At 61.7% G+C, this 24,083-nt stretch carries 24 protein-coding genes; 2 read left to right on the top strand and 22 right to left on the bottom strand.

The window, feature by feature from the left end:
• Positions 1-163: 163 nt before the first annotated feature.
• From uvrA to yajC, 5 genes are all read right to left on the bottom strand, one after another.
• The gene (gene uvrA / locus BGO80_RS01540; protein ID WP_286718453.1) at positions 164-3,058 is read right to left on the bottom strand and encodes an excinuclease ABC subunit UvrA; all 2,895 of its coding nucleotides are present in this window, start codon (positions 3,056-3,058) and stop codon (positions 164-166) included.
• A 179-nt stretch (positions 3,059-3,237) separates the two neighbouring features.
• The gene (locus BGO80_RS01545) at positions 3,238-4,077 is read right to left on the bottom strand and encodes a phytoene/squalene synthase family protein (protein WP_286718456.1); all 840 of its coding nucleotides are present in this window, start codon (positions 4,075-4,077) and stop codon (positions 3,238-3,240) included.
• Positions 4,077-4,481 (bottom strand): Mth938-like domain-containing protein, encoded by a 405-nt coding sequence (locus tag BGO80_RS01550; protein WP_286718459.1) that lies wholly within the window; start codon positions 4,479-4,481, stop codon positions 4,077-4,079. Before BGO80_RS01550 ends, BGO80_RS01545 begins: the two co-directional genes overlap by 1 nt.
• A 159-nt stretch (positions 4,482-4,640) precedes the next feature.
• Complete coding sequence (gene secD / locus BGO80_RS01555; RefSeq protein ID WP_126151752.1) at positions 4,641-7,205, bottom strand: protein translocase subunit SecD; 2,565 nt, start codon at positions 7,203-7,205, stop codon at positions 4,641-4,643.
• A gap of 61 nt (positions 7,206-7,266) precedes the next feature.
• Positions 7,267-7,614 (bottom strand): preprotein translocase subunit YajC, encoded by a 348-nt coding sequence (yajC, locus tag BGO80_RS01560; protein ID WP_126151753.1) that lies wholly within the window; start codon positions 7,612-7,614, stop codon positions 7,267-7,269.
• Between the two features lie 202 nt (positions 7,615-7,816).
• Between yajC and BGO80_RS01565 the strand changes: the two genes are divergently transcribed.
• Positions 7,817-8,683: an ATP-binding protein gene (locus BGO80_RS01565; protein ID WP_286718465.1), complete on the top strand. Its 867-nt coding sequence runs from the start codon at positions 7,817-7,819 to the stop codon at positions 8,681-8,683.
• Between the two features lie 218 nt (positions 8,684-8,901).
• Here the strand turns inward: BGO80_RS01565 and BGO80_RS01570 are convergent, their stop codons facing one another.
• From BGO80_RS01570 to BGO80_RS01610, 9 genes are all read right to left on the bottom strand, one after another.
• Positions 8,902-10,149 (bottom strand): M23 family metallopeptidase, encoded by a 1,248-nt coding sequence (locus tag BGO80_RS01570; protein ID WP_286718467.1) that lies wholly within the window; start codon positions 10,147-10,149, stop codon positions 8,902-8,904.
• Positions 10,150-10,360: 211 nt separating this feature from the next.
• On the bottom strand, positions 10,361-11,134 hold the full coding sequence (gene surE / locus BGO80_RS01575; protein ID WP_286718470.1) for a 5'/3'-nucleotidase SurE: 774 nt from the start codon (positions 11,132-11,134) through the stop codon (positions 10,361-10,363).
• Between the two features lies 1 nt (position 11,135).
• Positions 11,136-12,464, bottom strand: coding sequence for a serine--tRNA ligase (serS, locus tag BGO80_RS01580; RefSeq protein ID WP_286718472.1), 1,329 nt, complete (start codon positions 12,462-12,464; stop codon positions 11,136-11,138).
• Between the two features lie 119 nt (positions 12,465-12,583).
• Positions 12,584-13,414 carry a twin-arginine translocase subunit TatC gene (gene tatC, locus BGO80_RS01585; RefSeq protein ID WP_286718474.1) on the bottom strand — a complete coding sequence of 277 codons (831 nt, stop codon included), beginning with the start codon at positions 13,412-13,414 and terminating at the stop codon, positions 12,584-12,586.
• A 2-nt stretch (positions 13,415-13,416) separates the two neighbouring features.
• The gene (gene tatB, locus BGO80_RS01590; protein WP_286718477.1) at positions 13,417-14,163 is read right to left on the bottom strand and encodes a Sec-independent protein translocase protein TatB; all 747 of its coding nucleotides are present in this window, start codon (positions 14,161-14,163) and stop codon (positions 13,417-13,419) included.
• Positions 14,164-14,224: 61 nt separating this feature from the next.
• Positions 14,225-14,437: a twin-arginine translocase TatA/TatE family subunit gene (locus BGO80_RS01595; RefSeq protein WP_126151760.1), complete on the bottom strand. Its 213-nt coding sequence runs from the start codon at positions 14,435-14,437 to the stop codon at positions 14,225-14,227.
• Between the two features lie 60 nt (positions 14,438-14,497).
• A complete protein-coding gene (locus tag BGO80_RS01600) occupies positions 14,498-15,610 on the bottom strand; it encodes an ABC transporter ATP-binding protein (protein WP_286718479.1) in 1,113 nt (370 codons plus the stop codon).
• Positions 15,607-16,293 carry an SMC-Scp complex subunit ScpB gene (scpB, locus tag BGO80_RS01605; RefSeq protein ID WP_286718482.1) on the bottom strand — a complete coding sequence of 229 codons (687 nt, stop codon included), beginning with the start codon at positions 16,291-16,293 and terminating at the stop codon, positions 15,607-15,609. The genes BGO80_RS01600 and scpB overlap by 4 nt, the downstream gene beginning before the upstream one ends.
• The gene (locus BGO80_RS01610; RefSeq protein ID WP_286718483.1) at positions 16,290-17,078 is read right to left on the bottom strand and encodes a segregation and condensation protein A; all 789 of its coding nucleotides are present in this window, start codon (positions 17,076-17,078) and stop codon (positions 16,290-16,292) included. Before BGO80_RS01610 ends, scpB begins: the two co-directional genes overlap by 4 nt.
• Positions 17,079-17,230: 152 nt before the next feature.
• Between BGO80_RS01610 and BGO80_RS01615 the strand changes: the two genes are divergently transcribed.
• Entirely contained in the window at positions 17,231-17,776 is a 546-nt protein-coding gene (locus tag BGO80_RS01615) for a P-loop NTPase family protein (protein WP_286718485.1), read from the top strand.
• Here BGO80_RS01615 and BGO80_RS01620 read toward each other — a convergent pair.
• The 8 genes from BGO80_RS01620 to secY form a co-directional block, all read right to left on the bottom strand.
• Positions 17,757-18,788, bottom strand: coding sequence for an NAD-dependent epimerase/dehydratase family protein (locus tag BGO80_RS01620; RefSeq protein ID WP_286718488.1), 1,032 nt, complete (start codon positions 18,786-18,788; stop codon positions 17,757-17,759). The genes BGO80_RS01615 and BGO80_RS01620 overlap by 20 nt on opposite strands.
• A 27-nt stretch (positions 18,789-18,815) precedes the next feature.
• Positions 18,816-19,343: a hypothetical protein gene (locus BGO80_RS01625; protein ID WP_286718490.1), complete on the bottom strand. Its 528-nt coding sequence runs from the start codon at positions 19,341-19,343 to the stop codon at positions 18,816-18,818.
• A gap of 124 nt (positions 19,344-19,467) precedes the next feature.
• Positions 19,468-19,890 carry a 50S ribosomal protein L17 gene (rplQ, locus tag BGO80_RS01630; RefSeq protein ID WP_126151765.1) on the bottom strand — a complete coding sequence of 141 codons (423 nt, stop codon included), beginning with the start codon at positions 19,888-19,890 and terminating at the stop codon, positions 19,468-19,470.
• Between the two features lie 31 nt (positions 19,891-19,921).
• A complete protein-coding gene (locus BGO80_RS01635) occupies positions 19,922-20,941 on the bottom strand; it encodes a DNA-directed RNA polymerase subunit alpha (protein ID WP_286718494.1) in 1,020 nt (339 codons plus the stop codon).
• Between the two features lie 101 nt (positions 20,942-21,042).
• Positions 21,043-21,435: a 30S ribosomal protein S11 gene (gene rpsK, locus BGO80_RS01640; protein ID WP_086469598.1), complete on the bottom strand. Its 393-nt coding sequence runs from the start codon at positions 21,433-21,435 to the stop codon at positions 21,043-21,045.
• 154 nt (positions 21,436-21,589) lie between these two features.
• The gene (gene rpsM, locus BGO80_RS01645; protein WP_126151767.1) at positions 21,590-21,958 is read right to left on the bottom strand and encodes a 30S ribosomal protein S13; all 369 of its coding nucleotides are present in this window, start codon (positions 21,956-21,958) and stop codon (positions 21,590-21,592) included.
• A 172-nt stretch (positions 21,959-22,130) separates the two neighbouring features.
• The gene (locus BGO80_RS01650; protein ID WP_126151768.1) at positions 22,131-22,700 is read right to left on the bottom strand and encodes an adenylate kinase; all 570 of its coding nucleotides are present in this window, start codon (positions 22,698-22,700) and stop codon (positions 22,131-22,133) included.
• Complete coding sequence (gene secY / locus BGO80_RS01655; RefSeq protein ID WP_126151769.1) at positions 22,697-24,034, bottom strand: preprotein translocase subunit SecY; 1,338 nt, start codon at positions 24,032-24,034, stop codon at positions 22,697-22,699. Before secY ends, BGO80_RS01650 begins: the two co-directional genes overlap by 4 nt.
• Positions 24,035-24,083 lie beyond the last annotated feature (49 nt).

The raw sequence follows: 24,083 nt of genomic DNA on the forward strand, positions 1-24,083 counted from the left end.
ACGCAAATGGCGGTGGTTTGGCCGAGATGAGCGAAAGGTCAGGTTGAATGTCCAGGCTGCGCACAAGTGCAGGCCCCTCGGGTCAAGCCCGAGGGTGACGAAAGGCGTTCGTGAGGGAAGGCCCCGCTATTGCCGAAGCAAGTTCAGGCCTCGGCGGACACCCCTACTCCACCGCGCGGGTCGCAAAGTGCGGGCGGCGATCCATGACTTCCTTGAGATAGGTGCCGGTATGCGAGCGCGGATTAGCGGCGACCTCTTCGGGCGTGCCGATCGCCACGATCTCGCCGCCGCCATCGCCACCTTCGGGCCCCAGATCGATGATCCAGTCGGCGGTCTTGATGACCTCGAGATTGTGCTCGATCACCACCACGGTATTGCCGCCCTCGACCAGCTCATGCAGCACTTCGAGCAGCTTGGCCACGTCGTGGAAATGCAGGCCCGTGGTCGGCTCATCCAGCATGTAGAGCGTGCGCCCGGTAGCCCGTTTGCTGAGCTCCTTGGAGAGTTTGACGCGCTGCGCCTCGCCGCCCGATAGGGTCGTGGCCGGTTGCCCGACCTTGACATAGCCAAGGCCGACGCGCTGCAGCGTGGCGAACTTGTCGCGGATGACCGGCACGGCCGAGAAGAACTCGACGCCTTCGTCGATGGTCATGTCGAGCACGTCGGAGATCGACTTGCCCTTGAACTGGACTTCCAGCGTTTCGCGATTGTAGCGCTTGCCCTTGCAGACGTCGCAGGTGACGTAGACGTCGGGCAGGAAGTGCATCTCGATCTTGAGGACGCCATCGCCCTCGCATTTTTCGCAGCGGCCGCCCTTGACGTTGAAGGAGAAACGGCCCGGCCCATAGCCGCGCGTCTTGGCTTCCGGCAGGCCGGCAAACCACTCGCGTAGCGGGGTGAAGGCGCCGGTATAGGTGGCCGGATTGGAGCGCGGCGTGCGGCCAATCGGCGACTGGTCGATATCGATGACCTTGTCGAGGAATTCGAGGCCGCTGAGCGATTCATGTGGCGCCGGCACGACGCGCGCGCCGTTCAGCCGGCGGGCGATGGCCTGGTACATGGTGTCGATCATCAGCGTCGACTTGCCACCGCCCGAAACGCCGGTAATAGCGACGAACAGGCCGAGCGGCACATCGACCGAGACGTTCTTGAGATTGTTGCCGGTCGCGCCCTTGATGGAGAGCGCCTTGCCCTTCTTGCCTTCGCGCCGTTCGGCCGGCACCGGAATACCCATGCGACCGGAGAGATATTTGCCGGTGAGCGAGTCCGGGTGATTGAGAATATCCTGCGGCGTGCCCTCGGCAACGATATTGCCGCCATTAACGCCGGCGCCGGGGCCGATATCGAGCACATAATCGGCAGTGAGGATCGCATCTTCATCATGCTCGACGACGATGACGGTATTACCGAGGTCGCGCAGGCGCTGCAGCGTTTCGAGCAGACGGGAATTGTCGCGCTGATGCAGGCCGATCGATGGCTCGTCGAGCACATAAAGCACGCCGGTGAGGCCCGAACCGATCTGGCTGGCCAAGCGAATGCGCTGGCTTTCGCCACCCGAGAGCGTGCCGGAATTGCGCGACATGGACAGGTATTCAAGGCCCACGTCGTTGAGGAACTTCAGCCGCTCGCGGATTTCCTTGAGGATGCGCTCGCCGATCTGGCTCTGGGTGGCGTTGAGCTTGGCCGAGAGCTCGTTGAACCACGTACTGGCATTGCGGATCGACATCTCGGTGACCTGGCCGATATGGAGACCATCGATCTTGACTGCGAGCGATTCCGGCTTGAGGCGATAGCCACCGCAGGCCACGCAGGGTTTGGCCGACATGTATTTTTCGATCTCTTCGCGCATGCCGGCGCTTTCGGTTTCCTTGTAGCGGCGCTCAAGGTTGCCGATGACGCCTTCAAAGACCTTTGAGGTCTTGTACTGGCGCAGGCCATCGTCATAGACGAAGTCGATCTTGGTCTTGTCGGTGCCGTAGAGCACGGCGTGCTGCACGTCGAAGGGCAGCTGGTTCCAGGCGGTGCCGGTCGAAGCGCCGTAATACTTCACCACAGCCGAGAGGGTCTGCTGGTAGTATGGAGCGCTGGTCTTGGACCAAGGCAGGATGGCGCCGTCACGCAGCGAGAGCGTCGGATCGGGCACGATCTGGTCGGGATCGATCTTCTGCTCTGTGCCCAGGCCATCGCAGATCGGGCAGGCACCGAAAGGATTGTTGAACGAGAACAGGCGCGGTTCGATTTCAGCAATGGTGAAGCCGGAGACCGGACAGGCGAACTTTTCCGAGAAGGTGATCTGGCGCGGCGTGCCATCCTCGTTCTGTTCATCGGCAAATTCGACCAGGGCGATACCCTCGGCAAGCTTCAGCGCGGTTTCGAAGCTTTCGGCGAGGCGACCGGAAATGTCGGGAGACACGACGAGGCGGTCGACCACCACCTCAATGTCATGCTTGTACTTCTTGTCGAGCGCCGGAGCGTCTTCGATCTCGTGATATTCGCCATCGATCTTGACGCGCTGGAAGCCCTTGCGCATCAGGTCGGCCAGCTCCTTCTTGAACTCGCCCTTGCGGCCGCGCGCGATGGGGGCCAGCAGATAGAGCCGTGTGCCCTCCGGCAGCCCCAGGGTGCGATCCACCATTTGCGACACGGTCTGGCTTTCGATCGGCAGGCCGGTGGCCGGCGAATAGGGAATGCCGACGCGCGCATAAAGCAGGCGCAGATAGTCGTAGATCTCGGTGACAGTACCGACGGTCGAGCGCGGATTGCGGCTGGTCGTCTTCTGTTCGATGGAAATGGCGGGCGAGAGGCCTTCGATGTGCTCGACATCAGGCTTCTGCATCATTTCGAGGAACTGACGCGCATAGGCAGAGAGCGACTCCACATAGCGGCGCTGACCCTCGGCATAGATGGTGTCGAAGGCGAGCGAAGACTTGCCCGAGCCGGAAAGCCCCGTCATCACGATCAGGCTGTCGCGCGGCAATCTGACGTCGATGCCTTTGAGATTGTGCTCACGGGCACCGCGCACGACGATTTCGCGGTTGAGGCTCGGCTTTTCGGTCATATTTGGTCCAATTGCTCGCGCCGCGGGACAGACGGCTGGCGAAGTCACACAGATATGCTCCCCACCCCCATGCTGCAAGTCAACTCACCGCTGGAGACAGGTTCAGGAACATAACCAGAACGATAAGGATTCGGTCAAGCCGGGATAAGCAAGGCTACCGACAGGATGTGTCAGCAGCCTCAGCGCTGGCGCAAAGTCCACCAGAACAGGACGGCGATCTTGCGCCAGTCGGCATCGTCGGGCGGCGACATGAAGGCCCTGCCCTCCGCTTTCCAGCGGGCCAGTTGCCGCTCGGTAATAACGATGCCGGCAAAGGCAGGCCGCAATTTGGGCGATAGCGCCGCAATGGCGATCCGGGCCTTCTGCAGATGCTCTTCGGCCAGTTCGGCAATCTGGCTCAGGGCGGCATGCAGGCCCTCGCTCTCCAGGCCGGAGAATACTTCGCCTTCCTGCACGCCATTGGCGGCGAGAATGGACCAGGGCAGCATGATGCGCCCCTGGGCCGCGACATAACCGAAGGCGCGCAGATGACCGACCATGGCCTGTGCCACGCCGAGATGGCCGGCCGCATCGCCGGGCTCCACCGGCTCGCCGCCATTGAGGATCATGGCGGTAAGCTGCAACAGGGTGGAGGCGGTTTCGCCGGCATAGCCCTCGAAACTCTCGAGGTCGGGCATGGGGTCGTCATAAAGATCGAACCGACGCGCGCCGATCAGGCGTTGCAGCGTGCCTGCCGGCAGCCCGTAGCGCGCCATGGTGTCGAGCAGCGCATCGGCCAGCGGGTTCTGCCTGACCTCGCCATGGCCCTGCCCGCTCAAGGCATCGTTCCACCATTGCAGCCGGATTTCGCCGGGCTGGGGACCGGACACGCGCTCGCGAATGGCGGCGACATCGGCGGCGAAGGCGAGGATGGCGGCGACATGCGGACGCGCCTCGGCCGGCAGCACCAGCGCCGCAAGATAGCGGTCGTGGTCGGACTGACGCAGGGCCTCCAGCGCGAAATCGTGGCTGGTGGGCATCAGCGTGCCTTTTCGACCGCGATCAAAGCGGCGGCCACTGCCCGGTCTTCGGCCAGCAGCACATTATAGGTGCGGATGGCGCCACCGGTCTGGGTGGCTTCAACAATAATGCCGCGCTCGCGCAAAGCAGCGCGAATGGTGGGGTCGATGGCGACGATGTCGGTTCCGAGACCAATCAGCAGCACGTTGATGTCATCGGCCTGATCGAGAACCGGCTGCAGCGCGTCCAGCGTCAACGCGGCGGCGGAATGCACAGGCCAGGCGATCATGCCGGTCGGCAGGCAGAGCAGCGAGCCCTTGTGCGACATGTCGGCAAAGCGAAAGCCGCCATTGCCATAGGCGTCAATGCCCACCTGTTGGGGAAATTTGCCGAAGGACGGGGATTGGTCAGGATCAACCTGCATTGGCTTCACCTCGTAAGCAAACTCACGCAGCGCGTCACCCCCTGGCCTGGCCCGAGGGTTCTGTTTTCGCTGTTGGCATTGCAAGCGCTCTCGGTTCAGACCCGAGAGCGACGAGCAGCGGGGAGACGACAGCACCCCTACGGACACGACGGCTCGGCACTAGACCGAGGCGCCGTCCATGGGCTTTTTCTTCTTGTCAGTTTGGGCCTGCTCTTCCTCTTCGGATTTCTGCTTGAGGCCGAAATTGATGAGGATGGGACCGTTGATAATGACCGACGAATACATGCCCACCAGCGAACCGAAGGTCATGGCGATGGTGAAGCTGCGGAGCGCCTCGCCGCCGAAGAACACCAGCGGCAGCAGCGCCAGAAGCAGGGTGAACTGCGTCAAGGACGTACGCACGATCGTCTGGTTGATCGAAAGATCGATCAGATCAGGCAGTGGCATCTTGCGGTGTTTGCGCAGATTTTCACGAATACGGTCGGAGACCACCACGGTTTCGTTGAGCGAGATACCGACCAGCGTCAGCACCGCAGCGATGGAACTGAGGTTGAACTCCATTCCAGTCAACGAGAACAAGCCGATCGTCATGATCAGGTCGTGCGAGGTCGTCGTCACCGCGGCAAGGGCGAACTGCCATTCGAAGCGGAACCAGATGTAGATGAGGATACAAACGAGCGCGATGATCACGGCGATGGTTCCGGTCCAGGCCAGTTCGCCGGACACCGTGCCACTCACCGCCTCGACGCGGCGCACCTCGTAATTGTCCGAAGCAAGGGCCTGCTGGACCTGCTGCACCGCAGCCTGGTCAGCCGACTGGCCGCCCTCCTGCGCCTGCACGCGAACAAGAACGTCTTGCGGCGTTCCGAAGCCCTGCACCTGGATTTCGCCCAGCGACAACCCGCTCAGCCGCTCGCGGACCTGGCCGACATCGGCCGGGCCGCCAACATGCTGCACTTCGATGGCGGTGCCACCGACAAAGTCGATGCCCAGATTGAAGCCCTTGGTGAAGGCGGAGCCGAGGGAAACCAGCGTCATGATGATCGACAGCGCGATGACGACCCGCGAAATTTTCATGAACGGGATCTTGGTGCCGTCAGGAATGAACCGGAAATGCTGGATCTTCAGCTTCTTGGGACGGACGCGCTTGTACCAGAGGTTCACCTGGTAGGAGGTAACCGTGTAGGAGGTAAAGAGCGAGGTCAGGATGCCGAGGCCGAGCGTGACGGCAAAGCCCTGGATCGGGCCCGAGCCCATGAAATAGAGCACCACGGCGGCAACAAGCTGCGTCAGGTGTGAGTCGATGATGGTGCCCCAGGCACGCTCGAAACCGGCATTGATCGCCTGCAGCGGCGACTTTCCGGATGCCTGTTCCTCTCGCATGCGTTCGTAAATCAGCACGTTGGCGTCCACCGCCATGCCGATGGTCAGAACGATACCGGCAATACCCGGAAGGGTCAGCGTCGCCCCGAGGGTCGACAGCGCGGCGAAGATCAGGATGATGTTGAGGATCAGCGAGACATTGGCGAACACGCCCCAGACGCCATAGGCCGCGACCATGAAGGCGAGGACGAGAACGGCGGCGACGACACCGGCGGTGAAGCCGGCCTGGATGGAGTCGGCACCGAGGCTGGCATCGACCGTGCGTTCCTCGATCACGTCAAGGCTGGCCGGCAGTGCACCGGCACGCAACAGCACGGCAAGGTCATTGGCCGAGGCCGTGGTGAAGCTGCCGCTGATCTGGCCGGAACCACCGGTAATCGGCTGCTGGATGACGGGCGCGGTGATGACGGTGTCGTCGAGGACGATGGCGAAGCGCTGACCGACATTCTTGGAGGTCAGCTCGCCGAAGGTGATGGCGCCACGCGTGTCGAACTTGAAGCTGACGACGGGAATGCCGCGCTGCTGGTCATAGGCCGGCTGCGCATCGACCAGGGATTCGCCGCCGATGGCGACATCTTCGTAAAGCAGTTCGCGGCCACCATCCTGGCTGGGCAGGATCATGGTGCCGACCGGCAGGCCCTGGGCCTCGGCCTGTGCGGCAGAGAGACCGGGATAGACCATGTGGAAGGTCAGGCGCGCGGTCTGGGAAATGATGTTCTTGAGGCGCTCGCTGTCGCCAAAGCCCGGCACCTGCACCATGACGCGGGTATCGCCCTGACGCTGGATGGTGGGTTCGGTGGTGCCCAGTTCGTCGATGCGGGAACGGATGACTTCCATCGACTGCGCCACCAGCGAGCTCATGCGCTGGGTGATGCCTTCGGGCGTAAGGGTAACGGTCAGCTTGCCATCGGGCGTTTCACCGAAGCTCAGTTCGTCAACGCCGGTGCCGGCACCGAAGATGTTATTGCTCAGCGTGTTCTGGAGACCGCGAATGGCGGTCTCGGCCTGAGCCTTCTGGTTCGGATCGGTCAGCTCGATGGTGATGGTATTGCTGGCGACATCGGTGGTGATGATGTTGCCGATGCCGTTCTGGGTCGCCAGGACATTGCGCGCATCACGACGCACATCGCTCAGCCGCTGGGTAACGATCCCCTGCCGGTTGACTTCGAGCAGCAGGTGCGAACCGCCCTGCAAATCGAGACCGAGCACCAGACCCGGCTTGGGGAGCCAGCCAGGAAGGGCATCCTGAACCGATTTGGGCAGGAAGTTTGGAGCGGCAAGGAGAATACCCGCGATCGCGACAAACAGGATGATGAATACGCGGAACGGCGACTGATGCATCGAAAAGGCGTCCTAAAAGGCAGAAAGCCGGAGCCCGGCATGGGCCCCGGCCGAAGCGGGATCAAGCCGGCTTGTTATCGTTGACCGGCTCGGACTTGGAGCGCACATCGGCAATCATGCCGCGCACCACCTTGACCTTGACGCCCTGGGAGACCTCGACTTCAAGATCTTCACCATCGACTGCCTTGGTCACCTTGCCGACGATGCCGCCGGTGGTCACCACGGTGTCGCCGCGACGGATGGCGCCGAGCATGGCCTGCTGTGCCTTGAGGCGCTTCTGCTGCGGACGGAAAATCAGCAGCCAGAAAATCAGCACGAGCAGCGCGATCGGCATCAGCTGGATGAAAATATCCGCCATACCTCCCGGAGCTGCGGCACCATCCTGCGCGAAAGCGGGCGTTACAAACATCAGGCGGACTCCTTATCGGTTCTTCTTACATGTGGAGAATTGACGCGCCGGTGGGCATCGTCGTCAAAGCGCACTGGACGCAATTAGGGTCTCGTGCACTTGCACCCCGGCCAAAATCGCGCGGACTATACAGTTGGGCATTGCTGATTGCAAAGCCAATCGGGACAGCGAAAATGTCGCGCCAGACGGGAGAACGACACAGGTGAAGACCAAGGATTACCTCGCCAGGATCGCCGATGCGCTTGAGGAAATCGCCGCTACATTGGCGTTGTCGGAACAAGAGAACGAGAGGTTTTCATTGGCGGAAGCCAATGCCTATCACTGGCAAGGCGAAAGCGGCACCCTGCTTCCGGTCCCCAAAGTCAGCCGCGTGCCGCTCAACATGCTGCGCGGAATTGAGTCGGTGCGCGACATCCTGCTCAAGAATACCGAGCAGTTCGCGCGCGGCCATGGCGCCAACAACGCCCTGCTCTGGGGCGCCCGGGGCATGGGCAAGAGTTCGCTGGTCAAGGCCATCCATGCCGACATCGAGCAGCGCGAGGGGTTCGAGCGGCTGGTGCTGATCGAGATCGCCCGCGAGGACCTCGAGACGCTCCCCGCATTGATGCGCATCATCGCGGGACTGCCGGCGCGCTTCGTCATCTTCTGCGACGATCTCAGCTTCGATGCTGGCGAAACCAGCTACAAATCGCTCAAGACCATTCTTGATGGCGGGCTCGAAGGCCGCCCCGACAATGTGCTGTTTTACGCCACATCAAATCGGCGTCATCTGATGCCGCGCGACATGATCGAGAACGAGAAATCGACGGCGATCAATCCCGGCGAGGCGGTGGAGGAAAAGGTATCGCTCTCCGACCGTTTCGGGCTGTGGCTGGGTTTCCACAATTCGAGCCAGGACACCTATCTCGAGATGGTCTCGGGCTATGCCCGCTTCTACGACCTTGCCATCGACGCCGAAACGCTACGCGCCCGCGCCATCGAATGGGCAGCAACGCGCGGTTCGCGCTCGGGTCGCGTGGCTATTCAGCTGGTGCGGACGCTGGCGGGCGAAGAGGGAAAAGTGGTTTGAGGCGAGGGCAAACCAACGCGCTGCAAGAAGCCCCCACGCGGCCGCCCCCCTATAGGAGGGGGAGGAGCAGAGGCGTTTCATTGAGAGTACAGCGCACTCGATCAGTCCCTCCCCCTTCTGCAGGGGGAGGTTAGGTGGGGGTATTCTTTCGCATGCGCCAAAAACAAAAAAGGCCGGGGCACCACGCCCGGCCTTTTTGCATTCTGGAGGTCTTGTCGTCAGCTGGCGAGCAGCGGCATTGGGTCGACGGGAGTGGCGCCCTTGCGCAGTTCGAAGTGGAGCTGCGGCTTGGAGACCGAGCCGGTCATGCCGACCGTGCCGATAGCATCGCCGCGATTGACCACCGCGCCTTTGGCAACACTCATTGCCTTGAGGTGGGCATAGGCAGAGACATAGCCGTTCGGGTGGCGGATGAGGATGAGGTTGCCGTAACCCTCGACACCCGAGCCGACATAGATGACGGTGCCATTCTCAGCAGCCTTGACGGTCGACCCTTCCGGCACGTCGATATTGATACCGGTGCCACGCGAGGCGGCAAAATCCACGATTACACGGCCGCTGGCGGGCCAGCGGAACTTGTCGTTGCCCGACATGGCCGGTTCGGCAGCCGGCGTATTGGCAACCTGGGTCGGGGCAGCGGTCGGCTGCGGCGTCGCCACAGGCACCGTGGCCGGCGCCGGTGTCGCTGCGGTCTGCAGCGCGGCAGCGCCATTGTTCTGCGGCTTTGCCAGCGGCGTCGGCGCCGCAACCGTACCCGCATTGGCGACCTGAGTGACCGGCGCGGCGGCCGGCTTGTCGGGCGTGCGGATCAGGTCCGAACGGCCCGGAATGATGATCTGCTGGCCCACCACGATCTTATCGGGCGAGCTCAGGCCATTGGCCTGCACGATGGACTGAGTGGTCACATCATATTTGCGGGCGATGGTATAGAGCGATTCGCCACCGGCAATGGTGTGCGTATAGCCGGCCCCTGTGGCGGCGTTCGGCATCGCGGCCACCGGCACGCTGCTGTTGACCGGCAGGGACGAGTTGGCGGCATTGGCGCCCAGCGCTGCAATCGCCGGGGCGGGGGCGGAGGGGGCAAAGGTCTGCTGTGCGGGCATGGCTTGGGTTCCCGAGGAGGACGGACTCAATACAGGAAGATCCTGGGACTGGACGGAGGGCGTGGTCGCCCCCAGCGCGATCGGAGACGCGGCCCCAACGGGCTGCGCAAAGCCCGGCTGAGCCGGAGCCATTGTCTGCATGGGCGGAGAGTTCCAACCGCCGCCAACACTGGCTGGAGGCAGGAAGCGCTGCTCAGCGACCTGGGTGGAATTCTGTGCCCCCAGACTGGGCGGCATGGGCTGATTGAGCGTGGCCGGCGCCGACTGGCCCACCGAATTGGTGACCGTACTATCGCCGAAGGTGCGACTGCCCAGGCTGGTACAGCCCGAAAGTCCAACAGCAGCGACGACAAGACCCGCCATCGCGACAGCATTTCTGGATGTCCTAAGGGACGCGCGAATACTCATCGGCTTACTCGTACGCAGGTACTCAACAACTGATTGTGAGAGTAGGCCGGTAAGGTAAAGACGAGTTTAAAGCCGATGCGATTTGAGCAAATTCGCGAGGGGTAGATTCACCGGCAGGTAAGGTTAAAAATTCACCGGTCGCCGCCCTTCCCCATGCAAGGCCGCTTTACTGGCCCTTGAGAGCGATCGTGCCGAGGCGCGCCAAGGCGGCCTGGTGGGTTTGCTGCAAGGCAAAAGGTGTCACCGTGATGGCATTGCCGCGACGCAAGACTTCGAAATCGGCGGCCGGATCGAGCGGCATTGGGGTCTCGGGAATCGCCATGAAGAATTTTCCCGCATTGTCGCTGGGATAATGCCGGATCGGCGACCGCGAAAAGCGCTGATGCGCTACGGCGGCAAGGCCGGTGACCTCGCTCTCGGCGCAGAAGGGGAAATTGACGTTGAAGAACACGTCGTCTTCGAGCTTGGCCGCGAGAATGGCTTGAACCACCTCAGCCCCGAAGCGCCGCGCATTCGACCAGTTCGGCGTGTGGCTGACCTCGAAATCCATCGACTGGCTCATGGCGATGCCGATGGCCCCCTGCAACACGCCTTCGCGCGCGCCGGCCGCCGTTCCAGAGCAATTGACGATATCGCCCAGATTCTGCCCGGCATTGACCCCGGAGAGCACGAGATCAGCGGGCCGGTCGCCCAGAACATGGGTCATGCCGGCAACAACGCAATCGGCGGGAGAACCACCGACCACGGCAAAGCGACGCGGCCCGCGCTCATCGAGCGACAATTCGCGCCCAAAGGTAAAGCGATGCCCTGCCCCGGACTGATTGCCGTCCGGAGCAACGATCCACACATCGTCTGAGAGCGCCTGGGCGATCTCGAGCATGACGGCAAGACCGGGCGCATCCACGCCATCGTCATTGGTGAGGAGGATGCGCAGGGACATGTCAGCGACCGCCGATGGAGGTCAGGCCACCCATATAGGGACGCAGCGCCTCGGGTATCACCACCGAGCCATCTTCCTGCTGGTAGTTTTCAAGCACTGCGATCAGGCAGCGGCCGACTGCGGTGCCGGAACCGTTGAGCGTGTGCACATAACGCGGCGCCTGCTTTTCGCCGGACGGGCGATAGCGTGCCTCCATGCGACGAGCCTGGAAATCCCCACAAACCGAAACCGAGGAGATCTCGCGATAGGTGTCCTGCCCCGGCAGCCAGACTTCGATGTCATAGGTCTTGCGGGCGCCGAAGCCGAGATCCCCGGTACACAGGGTCATGACGCGGTAATGCAGACCCAGCCGCTGCAACACGGTCTCGGCGGTCAGCAACATGCGCTCATGCTCGTTGACCGCTTCCTCGGGCGTGGTGATGGCGACAAGCTCGACCTTGTTGAACTGATGCTGGCGCAGCATGCCGCGGGTATCGCGACCGGCCGAACCGGCTTCCGAGCGGAAACACGGGGTCAGCGCCGTGAAGCGAATTGGCAGCTCTTCTTCAGCGAGGATGGATTCGCGCACCAGATTGGTCATCGGCACTTCGGCAGTGGGGATCAGCGCCAGCCGGCTGTCGCCATGCTCGGTAAAGAAGAAGTCGCCGTCGAACTTGGGCAACTGGCCGGTGCCATACATGGCCTCGTCGCGCACCAGCACCGGGGGCTGCACCTCGGTGAAGCCGAATTCGGTGGTGTGCAGGTCGAGCATGAACTGGCCGAGCGCGCGTTCCAGCCGGGCGATCTGACCCTTGAGCACCACGAAACGGCTGCCCGAAAGCTTTGCGGCAGCCTCGAAGTCCATGTTCTTTTCGGCGACGCCGATATCGAAATGCTCCTTGGGCGCGAAGCTGAAGCTCGGCTTGGCCGGACGCTGCTGTGCAGCCGTCGCCGGCGAGCCATTGGGGCCGAAATATTCGACATTGCCGCTTTCGTCGTCGCCGACCGGCACATCCTCAAAGGCCATGTTGGGGATAGCCGAGAGCACATCGCGCAACTCTTTTTCGACAGCGCGTTCCTCGGCTTCACCCGATGGAATGAATTCCTTGAGGCGCGCGACTTCGGCCATCAGCTCGGCGGCCTTGGCCTCATCCTTCTGCGCCTTGGCCTGCCCAACCTGCTTGGAGAGCGTGTTCCGCTTTTCCTGCGCCTCGTTCAGCCGCGAAATGATTTCCCGGCGGCGATCATCGATAGCCAAGAGATCGGAGGACCGGACGGACACATTCTTGCGCCGCCCCATGGCAGCGTCGAAAGCATCGGCGTTAGCTCTGATCCACTTGATATCGAACATTGTGTGTCACGGGCCCCTGCCCGCCTCTGGTTGGACGCAGGCTATTCGGATAATGCCCGGGGCACGCCTGCCAGCGCCGCGAGCACATGGACTGTGCCCCGCCGCAGCGTGACACACTCTTATTCGGAAGATGTACCAGACGCAGCAGCTTCGGCGGCAAGCGCCTTTTCCCGCCGCCGCTGGACCCAGCGCACCGAAATAATGGACAGTTCGTAGAGGCCATACATCGGCAAGGCAAGGCCGATCTGGGAGATCGGGTCGGGCGGGGTGATGAAGGCGGCTACAATCAAGATGCCGACAATAGCGTAGCGGCGGCCCTTCTTGAGCTGATCGACATTGATGAGATCGATCTGGGCCAGCAGGGTCAGCACCACCGGCAGCTGGAAACAGATGCCAAAGGCCAGGATCAGCGTCATGGCCAACCCGAGATATTCTGACACCTTGGCCAGAAGCTTGATCTCATCAGTCTGCATGCCGGCGAAGAAATTGAGCGCCATGGGCAGCACGACGAAATAGACCATCGCGGCGCCGAGCAGGAAGAAGATTGGCGTCGCGATCAGGTAAGGCACCAGGGCCTTGCGCTCATGCTTGTAAAGGCCGGGCGCAACGAAGCCGTAGATCTGCGTGGCGATATAGGGAAAGCCGAGGAAAATGGCGCCAAAGAAGGCCAGGTTCAGCTGGGTGAAGAAGAATTCCTGAGGAGCCGTGTAGATCAGCTCCATGTCGCCCGGGTTTGCATAGATGGAACGATAGGGGTTGAGCAGGATATCGAAGATGTTTCCAGCCAGCAGGAAACAGATCACCATCAGCACCACGATAGCGATGGCGCTGTTGATCAACCGCTTGCGCAGCTCGATCAAATGTTCGAGCAGCGGCGCTTCGCTGCCGGCCAGCTCGTCTTCCGAGTCGATCTTGCTCTTGTCTTCAAGCTTGGGCGTGATGTCGGCCATGATCAGCTCTTTTCGGCCGCGTCAGCGGGCTTCTTGCGCGGCGCGCGCGGCGTCTTGGCCGGAGTGGCGACAGTCTCGGCGGGCGGCATGTCAGCAGCAACAGCCTTCTTGCGTGGCGCAGCGCGCTTGGGTTCAGCCTTGACAGCAGCAGCTGGCTTTTCGGCTACTGACTTTGCCTCAACCAGCTTGGCCTCGGCGGTAACGGCCTTGGGCGCCGCTTTCTTCCGGGCGGGCTTGGGCGCATCGGCAGGCTTTGCCGGCTTCGGGCTGGCAGCCTTGGCGGTTGCAGTATCCTGGAAGGTCGGTGGCGTAGTGCGCGCGGCCTTTACCGGCTCGGCAGCAACCTTGGTCGGCTTGAAACCGGCTTCGGCGGCGATCTCGTCATTGGTCTTCTTGGCCGGCGGCATACCGGCCTTGTCGAGGATATCATCCACGACGCTTTCGACCTGGGGATCGGATTGTTTCAACACGCCGGTGGGCTTGGGGCCCTGCGGGGTCATGGCGTTGAATTCGCGCCGGATCTCGTCGGCGGTTTTCTTCAGCGGATCGGTAATGGACGAGCGCAGATTGCGCACTTCATCGAGCCCTGTCGTGCGGTTGATCTCGCGCTGGAACTCATTGCCCATGCGCCGGATCTGCCCCATGACCTTGCCGATGCGTCCCATGACCACGGGCAGGTCCTTGGGGCCAATGAAGATCAGCGCGACGACGCCGATCACCAGCATCTCTGTCCAGCCTAGGCCGAGCATCGCAGTGGTCTCCGATGGGCGACGAACCGCCCGTTAGTTCAGGTTACGAAGAAGGGCGCGCTCAGGCGTCCTTGCTCTTGTCCACTTCGCGCGCGTCGATATCGGCAGTGGTGGTGACCCGCTCGGCCGGCTTGTCGTCGTCGCGCATGCCCTTCTGGAAGGCTTTGATGCCAGACGCCACTTCACCCATCATGCCGGAAATCTTGCCCCGGCCGAAAAGCAGAATGACGACGACTGCAACGACGAGGATGCCCCAAATCGATGGCGCGTGCATGGTGATCTCCCTGAAACTCTTGGTACGCGTTACACGCGATAGATAGACCGAGAAATAGGTTTAATCTCGTCCAAACACAAGAACGTGTTCCCGATTCAAGCTCACGAACACGTCTTGGCCCACAGCCAAAGTACTGTCCGCCGGCTGACGCACCCCGATCGGCACGTCGAGGCCCGCAACCTTGACCTCGCAGATGTCGATGCCGATGGCATCACGCTTGCTGACGATACGCCCCGGCGTTCCGGGCCCTGAGGCACGGATATCGGCGCCGCCTGCGGGCCGGATGGCGACGGTGACTCTGGCGCCATCGGCATAACCCTTGGTGGTCACCGGCCCTAGAGGGGTCAGCGCAGCGCCGCTCCGCACCTCTGCGTCAATTTCACCCAGGGGGGAGAAGAAGCGTGCCGCGCCCAGATCGACCGGATGACGATAAATTTCAGCAGCGGTGCCGATCTGCACGATGCGGCCCTTGCGCAAGAGGGCCACGCGGTCGCCCATCACCATGGCCTCTTCGGGGTCGTGGGTAACGACGAGACTCGTGGCGCGTGTTTCGCGCAGAACCGCCAGGGTTTCGTCGCGGACCGTTTCACGCAGCCTTGCATCGAGGCTGGAAAAGGGTTCATCGAGCAGCAGCACGCCGGGTCGCGGGGCGACGCTGCGCGCCAGGGCTAGGCGCTGCTGCTGGCCACCGGAAAGCTGGTGTGGATAGTCGCTTTCCCGCCCGTCGAGGCCCACGCGACGCAGGGCCTGTCGCGCTTGAGCCACTGCTGCATCCTTGCCGAGCCGGCGCAGGCCGAACAACACGTTCTGCAGCAGCGTCAGATGCGGAAACAGCGCAAAATCCTGGAACATCAGGCCGATGCCGCGCCGATTGGGCGGCAGGGTGCGACCGGGAACCGACATCACCTCGCCATTGATGCGCACCGCGCCGCTCGAAATCGGCTGGATGCCGGCGGCAACGCGCAAGGCGGTGGATTTCCCCGACCCCGATTCTCCCAGGAGGCAGACGATTTCGCCGGGCCGCAGCGTGAGGTCGAAGCCATCGAGTACGCGCCGCTCACCGAGATCGACCGAGACATTCTCGAAGGCCAGTGTGGCCGCGAAGGAAACGCCCGCCGTACCGCGCGTGCCCCAGCTCTGCAGTTCCCCCACCATGGACGATTGTGCGCTCACTCGTGCTCTTCCTGTTCTTCTTCGTCGTCTTCATCCTCGATATCGCCGATATCGGCAGGATCGAGCGGGTCTTCATCCTCGCGCAGCGCCCCTTCGAAGGGCAAGGGTATCTGCAGATCGGGCGGCAAGCGTCCGGACAACAGCCCCGCCCCCTTCAAGTCTTCGAGCCCCGGCAGATCACCCAGCCGCTCCAGCCCGAAATGGTCGAGAAAGGCCTCTGTCGTGCCGTAGGTGACCGGTCGGCCCGGCGTGCGACGGCGGCCGCGCATGCGCACCCAGCCGGCTTCCATCAACAGGTCGAGCGTACCCTTGCCCGTACTGACCCCGCGCACCTCTTCGATCTCGGCGCGGGTGGCCGGCTGATGATAGGCGATGATCGCCAGGGTTTCGAGCGCGGCGCGGGACAGCGGCCGCGTCTCCTGCTCTTCGCGGCGCAGGATGAAACCGAGGTCCTGTGCCGTTCGGAACGCCCAGCCATCACCCCGGCGCACCAGATTGACGCCGCGCCCGGCATAATGCTCAGCGAGTTCGGCCAGAATACCCCGCACATCTGCACCCTCCCCAAGATAGGGGGCAATATCGGAAATGGAGATCGGCTCGGCCGACGCAAAAAGCAGTGCCTCGACAATGCGCAATTGCCGCATGCGCACCGAGCCACCCTCGTCGTCATCCATCCGGCTCATGGCGCTTCGCTTTTGCGTCGGCGCATCAGGATAGGCCCAAATGTTTCGGTCTGGCGGATGTCGATCTCCCCCTGGCGCACCAGTTCGAGGCTGGAGGCAAAGGTTGAAGCCCGGACTGTGGCGCGCTCGCTAGGCTTGGCGAGATATTGAATGAGATAGGTATCCAGAGAAACCCATTCGACGCTGTCGCCGATCAGCCGTTGCAGAAGGTCGCGCGCCTCCTGCAGGGACCAGACATTGCGCACGAAAGGCGTGTATTCGGCGACAATGCCGCGCTCGCGCTGGCTGGAATAGGCTTTGAGCAGGTCATAGAGGCTGGCCTCCCACACGGCACGGCGGGCGATTCTGATCCCTTCCGGCGCGCCTCTGGCATGCACGTCGCGACCAAGGCGCGGCAGGTTGACCAATTGCGCGGCAGAATTGCGCATGGCCTCGAGGCGCTTGAGGCGGAATTGCAGCATGGCCGCCAGCATTTCGCCGCTCGGCTCGTCGTCGCTGGGCGCCTGCGGCACCATCAGCCGACTTTTGAGATAGGCGAGCCAGGCAGCCATTACCAGATAGTCGGCGGCTACCTCGATTCGTCGCTCACGCACCGTTTCGATGAAACGCAGATATTGTTCCGCCAGGGCCAACACGGAAATGGAGGCGAGATCGACTTTCTGCCGCCGCGCCAGGTCGAGCAGCAGGTCCAGCGGCCCCTCATAGCCGCCAACATCGACGAGCAGGATTTCATCGGCCGTCGGCGGAGCGGGCTGGTTGAGCCAGTCACTTTGCGAAGCTGTCATCGGTCGATTGCTGGCCTTGCCGTCATGCCGCATCCTTGGACGGCGCCGCGGCCAGCGTCAAGGCGGCGCAATGTGCCACCCCCTGCCCCGTCTTCCAACCGAGACAATACGGCGCTATGAACGCCGCCCACCTCAAAGCGCGGGAGCCTACAATGCAGACCATTCCTCCCCTCGCAACGCTCGGCCACCGGATCATGATCCTGGGCCTGACCAATGCCGGCAAGTCGACGCTCGCCCTGGCGCTATCCGACAAACTCGGCGTGCCAGCCATCCATCTCGACCAGCTCAAGCATTTGCCCAACACCAATTGGCAGGAGCGGTCGGATGCGGATTTCCAAGCCCTGCATGACGCGGCCATCACGGGAGATGGTTGGGTCATGGACGGCAACTATACCCGCCTCATGCCACAGCGCATTGAACGCGCCACGGGAATTATCGTCGTCACCGACACCCTCCTCACCCGCTATCGCCGCTATTTCATCCGCACATTGATCCAGCGGCAACGCGCCGGCGGGCTCGAAGGTGGCGAGGACCGCGTAAACTGGAAAATGCTGCACTGGCTCTGGCACACCCGCCACTCGGTGGCCAAATATCGCGACATGGCGACGGCCTCGGGAAAACCCACCGTATTTGCCAGTAGCAAGCGCGAACTGAACGCACTCTACGACACCTGGAGTCTCAAGCACCCTTTCGCTTGACCAGGCCCAGCCGAATAGCGCTTTCCGCGGCGGCAAGAATGGCCTCCTCCGGACTGCGATAGGATCGGCCAAGCAGCGCCGCGCCCTTGCGCCCATCATAGTGCTTCTCGTTGCCGACATCATTGATGATTTGACGGACCGGACCGCCGGACAAGGCCAAAAGCCGAACGATCCAATCGGGCACCGTCTTCAGCGTCACAGGGTAGTCGGGATAGGCCCGACGCAAAATTACCGCGACCTCTTTGAAGCGCGTGTAAGGCGAGGTGCACAGATAGCGCTGGCCGATGCTCTGGGGCTTTTGCAGCGCCGCCACATGCATCGCCGCCACATCGCGCACATCGCTGACGGCAAAGCCGATATTCGGCATGGCCGGCGTCGAACCATCGAGCAGGCCCGTGACCATGCCCAAGGAAATGGACGTGTCGGCGTCGGTAGCGGGCCCGAGAATGGCGCCGGGATGGATCGTGGTCAGAGCCATCCCATTTGCCTCGGCAAAGGCCCAGGCAGCGCGCTCGGCGCGGGTCTTGCCGATGCAATAGGCCCAGGAGCGTTTCATGCCATCGAGATCGGTGAAATCGGCTTCGCTATAGGTACGAATGCCACGATCGTGACCGTGTCCATAACCCACGGTAGCGATCGACGACGTCATGATGACGCGCGTGATACCGGCAGCATGGGCAAAGCGCATCACCCGCTCGGTGCCCTCAACTGCCGGCCGCACCACGACGGCAGGATCACGCGGCTCTTCGGCGACGATTGTCGCGGCGACATGCATGACCGCATCGACATCCGCCATGGCTTCGGACCAACCCGCCTCGGAAAGGAGATCGGCGTCGACCAGCTCCAGCTGCCCACCGTGGCCAGGCGCGAGATCGGCGACCGAGGACCAAATACCAGGCACCTTACCCTGCCCCCGCACCGTACCACGCACCGAATAGCCGGCGGCAAGCAGCTGTCCGATGAGATGCTTTGCGACGAACCCCGAAGCACCGGTGACCAGAATGCGCTTCAATCACACCCCCTGCCTATTCGGGATCGCCTAAAGCCATAGAAAGACATTGGCGAGCAAAAACGCCCCAAGCGCCATGAGTACCCCACCAAAAACCTTAAATGTCATGTCGTCACCGATCCGTCTCGTCTCGGTCAGATTGGCGGGATTCTGCAAAATCGAGAACTCCCTGCCGACAACAGCACCCGAATTGCCGCCAGGCAAATCCATTTCAACAAGAGTGGTTTGCTTGTCCCCAATCAACCGCACCTGGCCCCGATACCGCGCGGACAACGACCAACGATCAGATCCATTGTCGGAAAAGAACTGATCGACCTGATCGCAAGGTATCCTAATCTGTCTGGAGACTTGCCGATAACCGATGCTACTCGTCAGCACGCACTGCTTTTCGACGGACAGAATTTTAGCTCTTACCGCTGGCCAGTCCTCGCCGACGGTGCCGAAGTGAAACAACCCAACCCCAACAACCACGAAAAAACACCCAAAGCCCAGCAATAGCTGGTCTATCCGAAACTCGGACAAAATGGCCAGAGGCCCGTATAGCCAATACTTCAACATTCAGACCCCACGCACTGCTGGCCCAAACTAGACCCAGAGCGCAAACGAACGCTGAATATTTCTCAACAAAAAGAAACGGCCCCGGAAAACCGGGGCCGTTGAAAAATTCGCAGATAGTGTCGACTTACGCCGCTTCGGCTTCGTCTTCGGTGTACTGCACCGGACCCGAATCCTGGCCCTTGGCATTGACGTCGCGATCGACGAACTCGATGACCGCCAGCGGAGCATTGTCGCCATAGCGGAAGCCGGCCTTCAGAATGCGGATATAACCGCCCTGGCGTTCGGCATAACGCGGGCCGAGCACGGCGAAGAGCTTGGCAACCTGGGCCTCGTCACGGATCTGTGCGATGGCCTGGCGGCGAGCGTGCAGGTCGCCGCGCTTGCCCAGGGTGATGAGCTTCTCGACGATCGGACGCAGGTCCTTGGCCTTGGGAAGCGTGGTAACGATCTGCTCGTGCTTGATCAGCGCGGCGGACATGTTGGCAAACATAGCCTTACGGTGAGAAGCGGTTCGGCTGAACTTGCGGCCGCGATTGGCGTGGCGCATGGTAGTCTCCTAAAATCTTGGCAGCGCGGGATCAGTAGTGATCTTCGTAGCGCTTGGCGAGGTCATCGATATTCTCGGGCGGCCAATTGTTGACGTCCATCCCGAGATGAAGCCCCATCTGTGCCAGGACTTCCTTGATTTCGTTGAGCGACTTGCGGCCAAAATTCGGGGTCCGCAGCATCTCGGCTTCCGTCTTCTGGATAAGGTCGCCGATATAAACGATGTTGTCGTTCTTGAGGCAGTTGGCCGAACGGACGGAAAGCTCCAGTTCGTCGACCTTCTTGAGCAGGGCCGGGTTGAAGGCCAGCTCGGGCACGGAATCCTGTGCCTTTTCCTTGCTGGGCTCTTCGAAGTTCACGAACACCGACAGCTGGTCCTGCAGAATGCGCGCGGCATAGGCCACGGCATCCTCAGGCGAGATCGCGCCGTTGGTTTCGACCTGCAGGGTCAGCTTGTCCTTGTCGAGGCTTTCGCCCGCACGGGTCGCATCGACCTTGTAGCTCACGCGGCGAACCGGCGAGAACAGCGCATCGACCGGAATATAGCCAATCGGGGCGTCTTCAGGACGGTTCTTGTCAGCCGGGACATAGCCCTTGCCGGTATTGACGGTGAACTCGATATTGATCTCGGCGCCATCGTCGAGGTGGCAGATCACCAACTCGGGATTGAGCACTTCGATGTCACCGGAAACCTTGATGTCGCCGGCAGTAACGGCACCCGGACCCTGACGGGTCAGAGTCAGACGCTTCGGGCCTTCGCCACCCATCTTGATGGCGATTTCCTTGACGTTCAGCACCAGGTCGGTGATGTCTTCGCGCACGCCCGGAAGCGACGAGAATTCGTGCAGAATGCCGTCAATCTGGATTGCGGTGACTGCCGCGCCCTGAAGCGACGACAGCAGCACGCGACGCAGGGCATTGCCCAGGGTAAGACCATAGCCGCGCTCCAGCGGCTCGGCGATAACCGAAGCCACTCGCGCGTCGTCGCTGCCCGAAACAATCTCCAGTTTGGTCGGCTTGATAAGTTCCTGCCAGTTCCTCTGGATCGTCACGGTATTGTCCTTTCAAAATCGCGGCCCCAAGCAGGCCGCCCGCCGCAAACACAATAGGACTCCCGACCCATTCAATCGGCCGGGAGCATATAATGGTCTTGTTAGACGCGGCGCCGCTTGCGCGGACGGCAGCCATTGTGCGGAATCGACGTGACGTCACGGATCGAGGTGACGTTGAAGCCAGCGGCCTGCAGGGCACGCAGCGCGGACTCACGGCCCGAACCAGGACCGCGCACTTCGACCTCAAGGGTCTTCATGCCGTGTTCCTGCGCCTTCTTGGCAGCATCTTCGGCCGCAACCTGAGCGGCATAAGGGGTCGACTTACGCGAGCCCTTGAAACCCATCACGCCCGAGGACGACCAGGAGATCGTGTTGCCCTGCATGTCGGCGATGGTGATCATGGTGTTGTTGAAGGAGGCGTTCACATGTGCGACGCCGGAAGTGATATTCTTGCGCTCTTTACGACGAACGCGTGCGACTTCAGCCTTAGCCATTCTTATCCTCTAGGATATCGGCGCTGCCGTAATACCAGCAGCTCCACCACGGATTTAGCGGTTCAAGCCCCTTCAGCAACTCTGTCGAGCCACCGAAAAGCCCTGCCCCGCCAAATCCAGTCAAAAACCTGTCCCGCGCCAGGCGGGAACAGAATTACTTCTTCTTGCCAGCGATCGGCTTTGCCGGACCCTTGCGGGTACGAGCATTGGTGTGGGTACGCTGACCGCGAACCGGCAGACCACGGCGGTGACGAAGACCGCGATAGTTACCAAGGTCCATCAGGCGCTTGATGTTCATCGCAACATTGCGGCGAAGATCACCTTCCACGACATAGTCACGGTCGATGGTCTCGCGGATCTGAATGACTTCAGCGTCAGTCAGCTCGTTCACGCGACGTTCGGCCGGAATGCCAACCTTGGTGCAGATATCCTCAGCGAACTTGTCGCCGATCCCGTGAATATACTGCAGCGCGATAACCACGCGCTTGTTCGTCGGGATATTGACGCCAGCAATACGAGCCACGTCTGCTCTCCTTCATTCAGCACGCGCCATCCCGGCGGGTGCCCTTAAACAACAAGGGACCGAATTCGACCCCAACGAATTGGGGAACCGAATCCAGCCCAATGATCCATGAGACTGGTGCGGTTCCTTAAAGACTCGACCAAGCAGAGTCAACAGCCCTGCCCGGCTCGACTTAGCCTGCAAGCGCGCTCTTGATCGCGCCCGTCACCTCACCGACCGGCGCCATGCCGTCGACGGGCTTCAGCAGGCCCTTGGTCGTGTAGTAGGCGACCAGGGGAGCCGTCTGCTCCGAATAGACACCGAGGCGCTTGCGCAGCACTTCCTCGTTGTCATCGGCGCGGGCCCCACCCGATTCCTTGGCCCGATTGATGACGCGCTTGACCAGCTCGTCAGCCTCGGCCTTGATCTCGATGACGGCATCGAGAGCAATGCCCTTGTCCGCAAGCATGCGATCGAGTGCTTCGGCCTGGGCAATGGTGCGCGGAAAGCCATCCAGGATGAAACCCGGCTTGCAATCCTCTGCGTCCAGACGCTCCGATACGATGCCGTTGACAATCACGTCCGAAACCAGGTCACCCCTGTCGACGATAGCCTTGGCCTCGACGCCCAGCGGCGTCTTGGCGGCAATGGCAGCACGAAGGATGTCACCGGTGGACAATTGGGGGATGCCATAGGCCTCCACCAAGATTTTTGCCTGTGTACCCTTCCCCGCCCCCGGCGGGCCCAACAGGATCAACCTCATCGACGCTTGCCTCCTCCAAGACGGGATTTCTTCAGCAGCCCTTCATATTGCTGGGCCACCAGATGGCTCTGGATCTGCGTGACAGTATCCAGGGTCACGGTCACCATGATCAGGAGCGACGTGCCGCCGATGAACTGGCTCACGGCCAGCTGGCTGAACATCACTTCCGGGATCAGGGCCACCACGGTCAGGTAAATCGCGCCGATCACGGTAATACGGGTCAACACGTAATCGATGTGCTGCGCCGTCCGCTCACCCGGACGAATGCCCGGAATGAAACCACCAGACCGCTTCAGATTGTCCGCCGTTTCCTGCGGATTGAACACGATGGCCGTATAGAAGAACGCGAAGAAGATGATGAAGAAGGCAAACAGCGCCAGATAGAGCGGCTGTCCGCGACCCAGCAGGGCCGTGATCGTGGTCAGCCATGCCGGAGCATTACCCTGCGCCGCAAACTGCGCGATGGTTGCCGGCAGCAGCAGCAGCGACGAGCCAAAGATCACCGGGATCACGCCCGAGGTGTTGAGCTTGAGCGGCAGATGCGAGGTGTCACCCTGGAACATCTTGTTGCCGACCTGGCGCTTCGGGTACTGGATCAGCAAGCGGCGCTGAGCGCGTTCGAAGAACACGATCACCGCGATCACCACCAGTGCCAGCACAATCATGCCGATGCCGGCAAAGCCCGGAATGGCGCCAGTACGGGCCAACTCGAGGGTCTGCGCAATCGTCGCCGGCAGGTTTGCCACGATACCGGCGAAAATGATCAGCGAAATGCCGTTGCCAACACCACGGGCGGTGATCTGCTCACCCAGCCACATCAGGAACATCGTGCCACCAACCAGGGTGATCACGGTCGAAATGCGGAAGAACCAGCCCGGATTGAGCACCACGCCCTGGCTCGCCTCTAGACCGACAGCGATGCCATAGGCCTGAACGGCACAGAACACCACGGCCAGGTAGCGGGTGTATTGGTTCATCTTGCGACGACCGGCTTCACCCTCTTTCTTGAGGGCTTCCAGCTTGGGCGACGCCGTCGCGATCACCTGTACCACGATGGACGCGGTAATGTAGGGAATTAGATTGAGGGCAAAAATGGCCATACGCTCGACGGCACCGCCGGCGAACATGTTGAACATGCCCAGAATACCCTGCTGGCTCTGCTCGAACGTCGCGCGGAACGCGTCCGGATCGATGCCTGGCAGCGGGATATACGTGCCCAAACGATAAATAAGCAGCGCGCCCAGTGTGAACCAGATGCGCTGCTGCAGGGCTTTCGCCTTCGAAAAGGTCGAGAAAGAAAGATTACGTGCGAGCTGTTCGGCTGCGGACGCCATTTACATCGCTCCTATGGCCTGGATGCCAGGTGCGCTCGGAGCGCCGGAG

Source organism: Devosia sp. 63-57, assembly GCF_001899045.1.
Lineage (GTDB): Bacteria > Pseudomonadota > Alphaproteobacteria > Rhizobiales > Devosiaceae > Devosia > Devosia equisanguinis.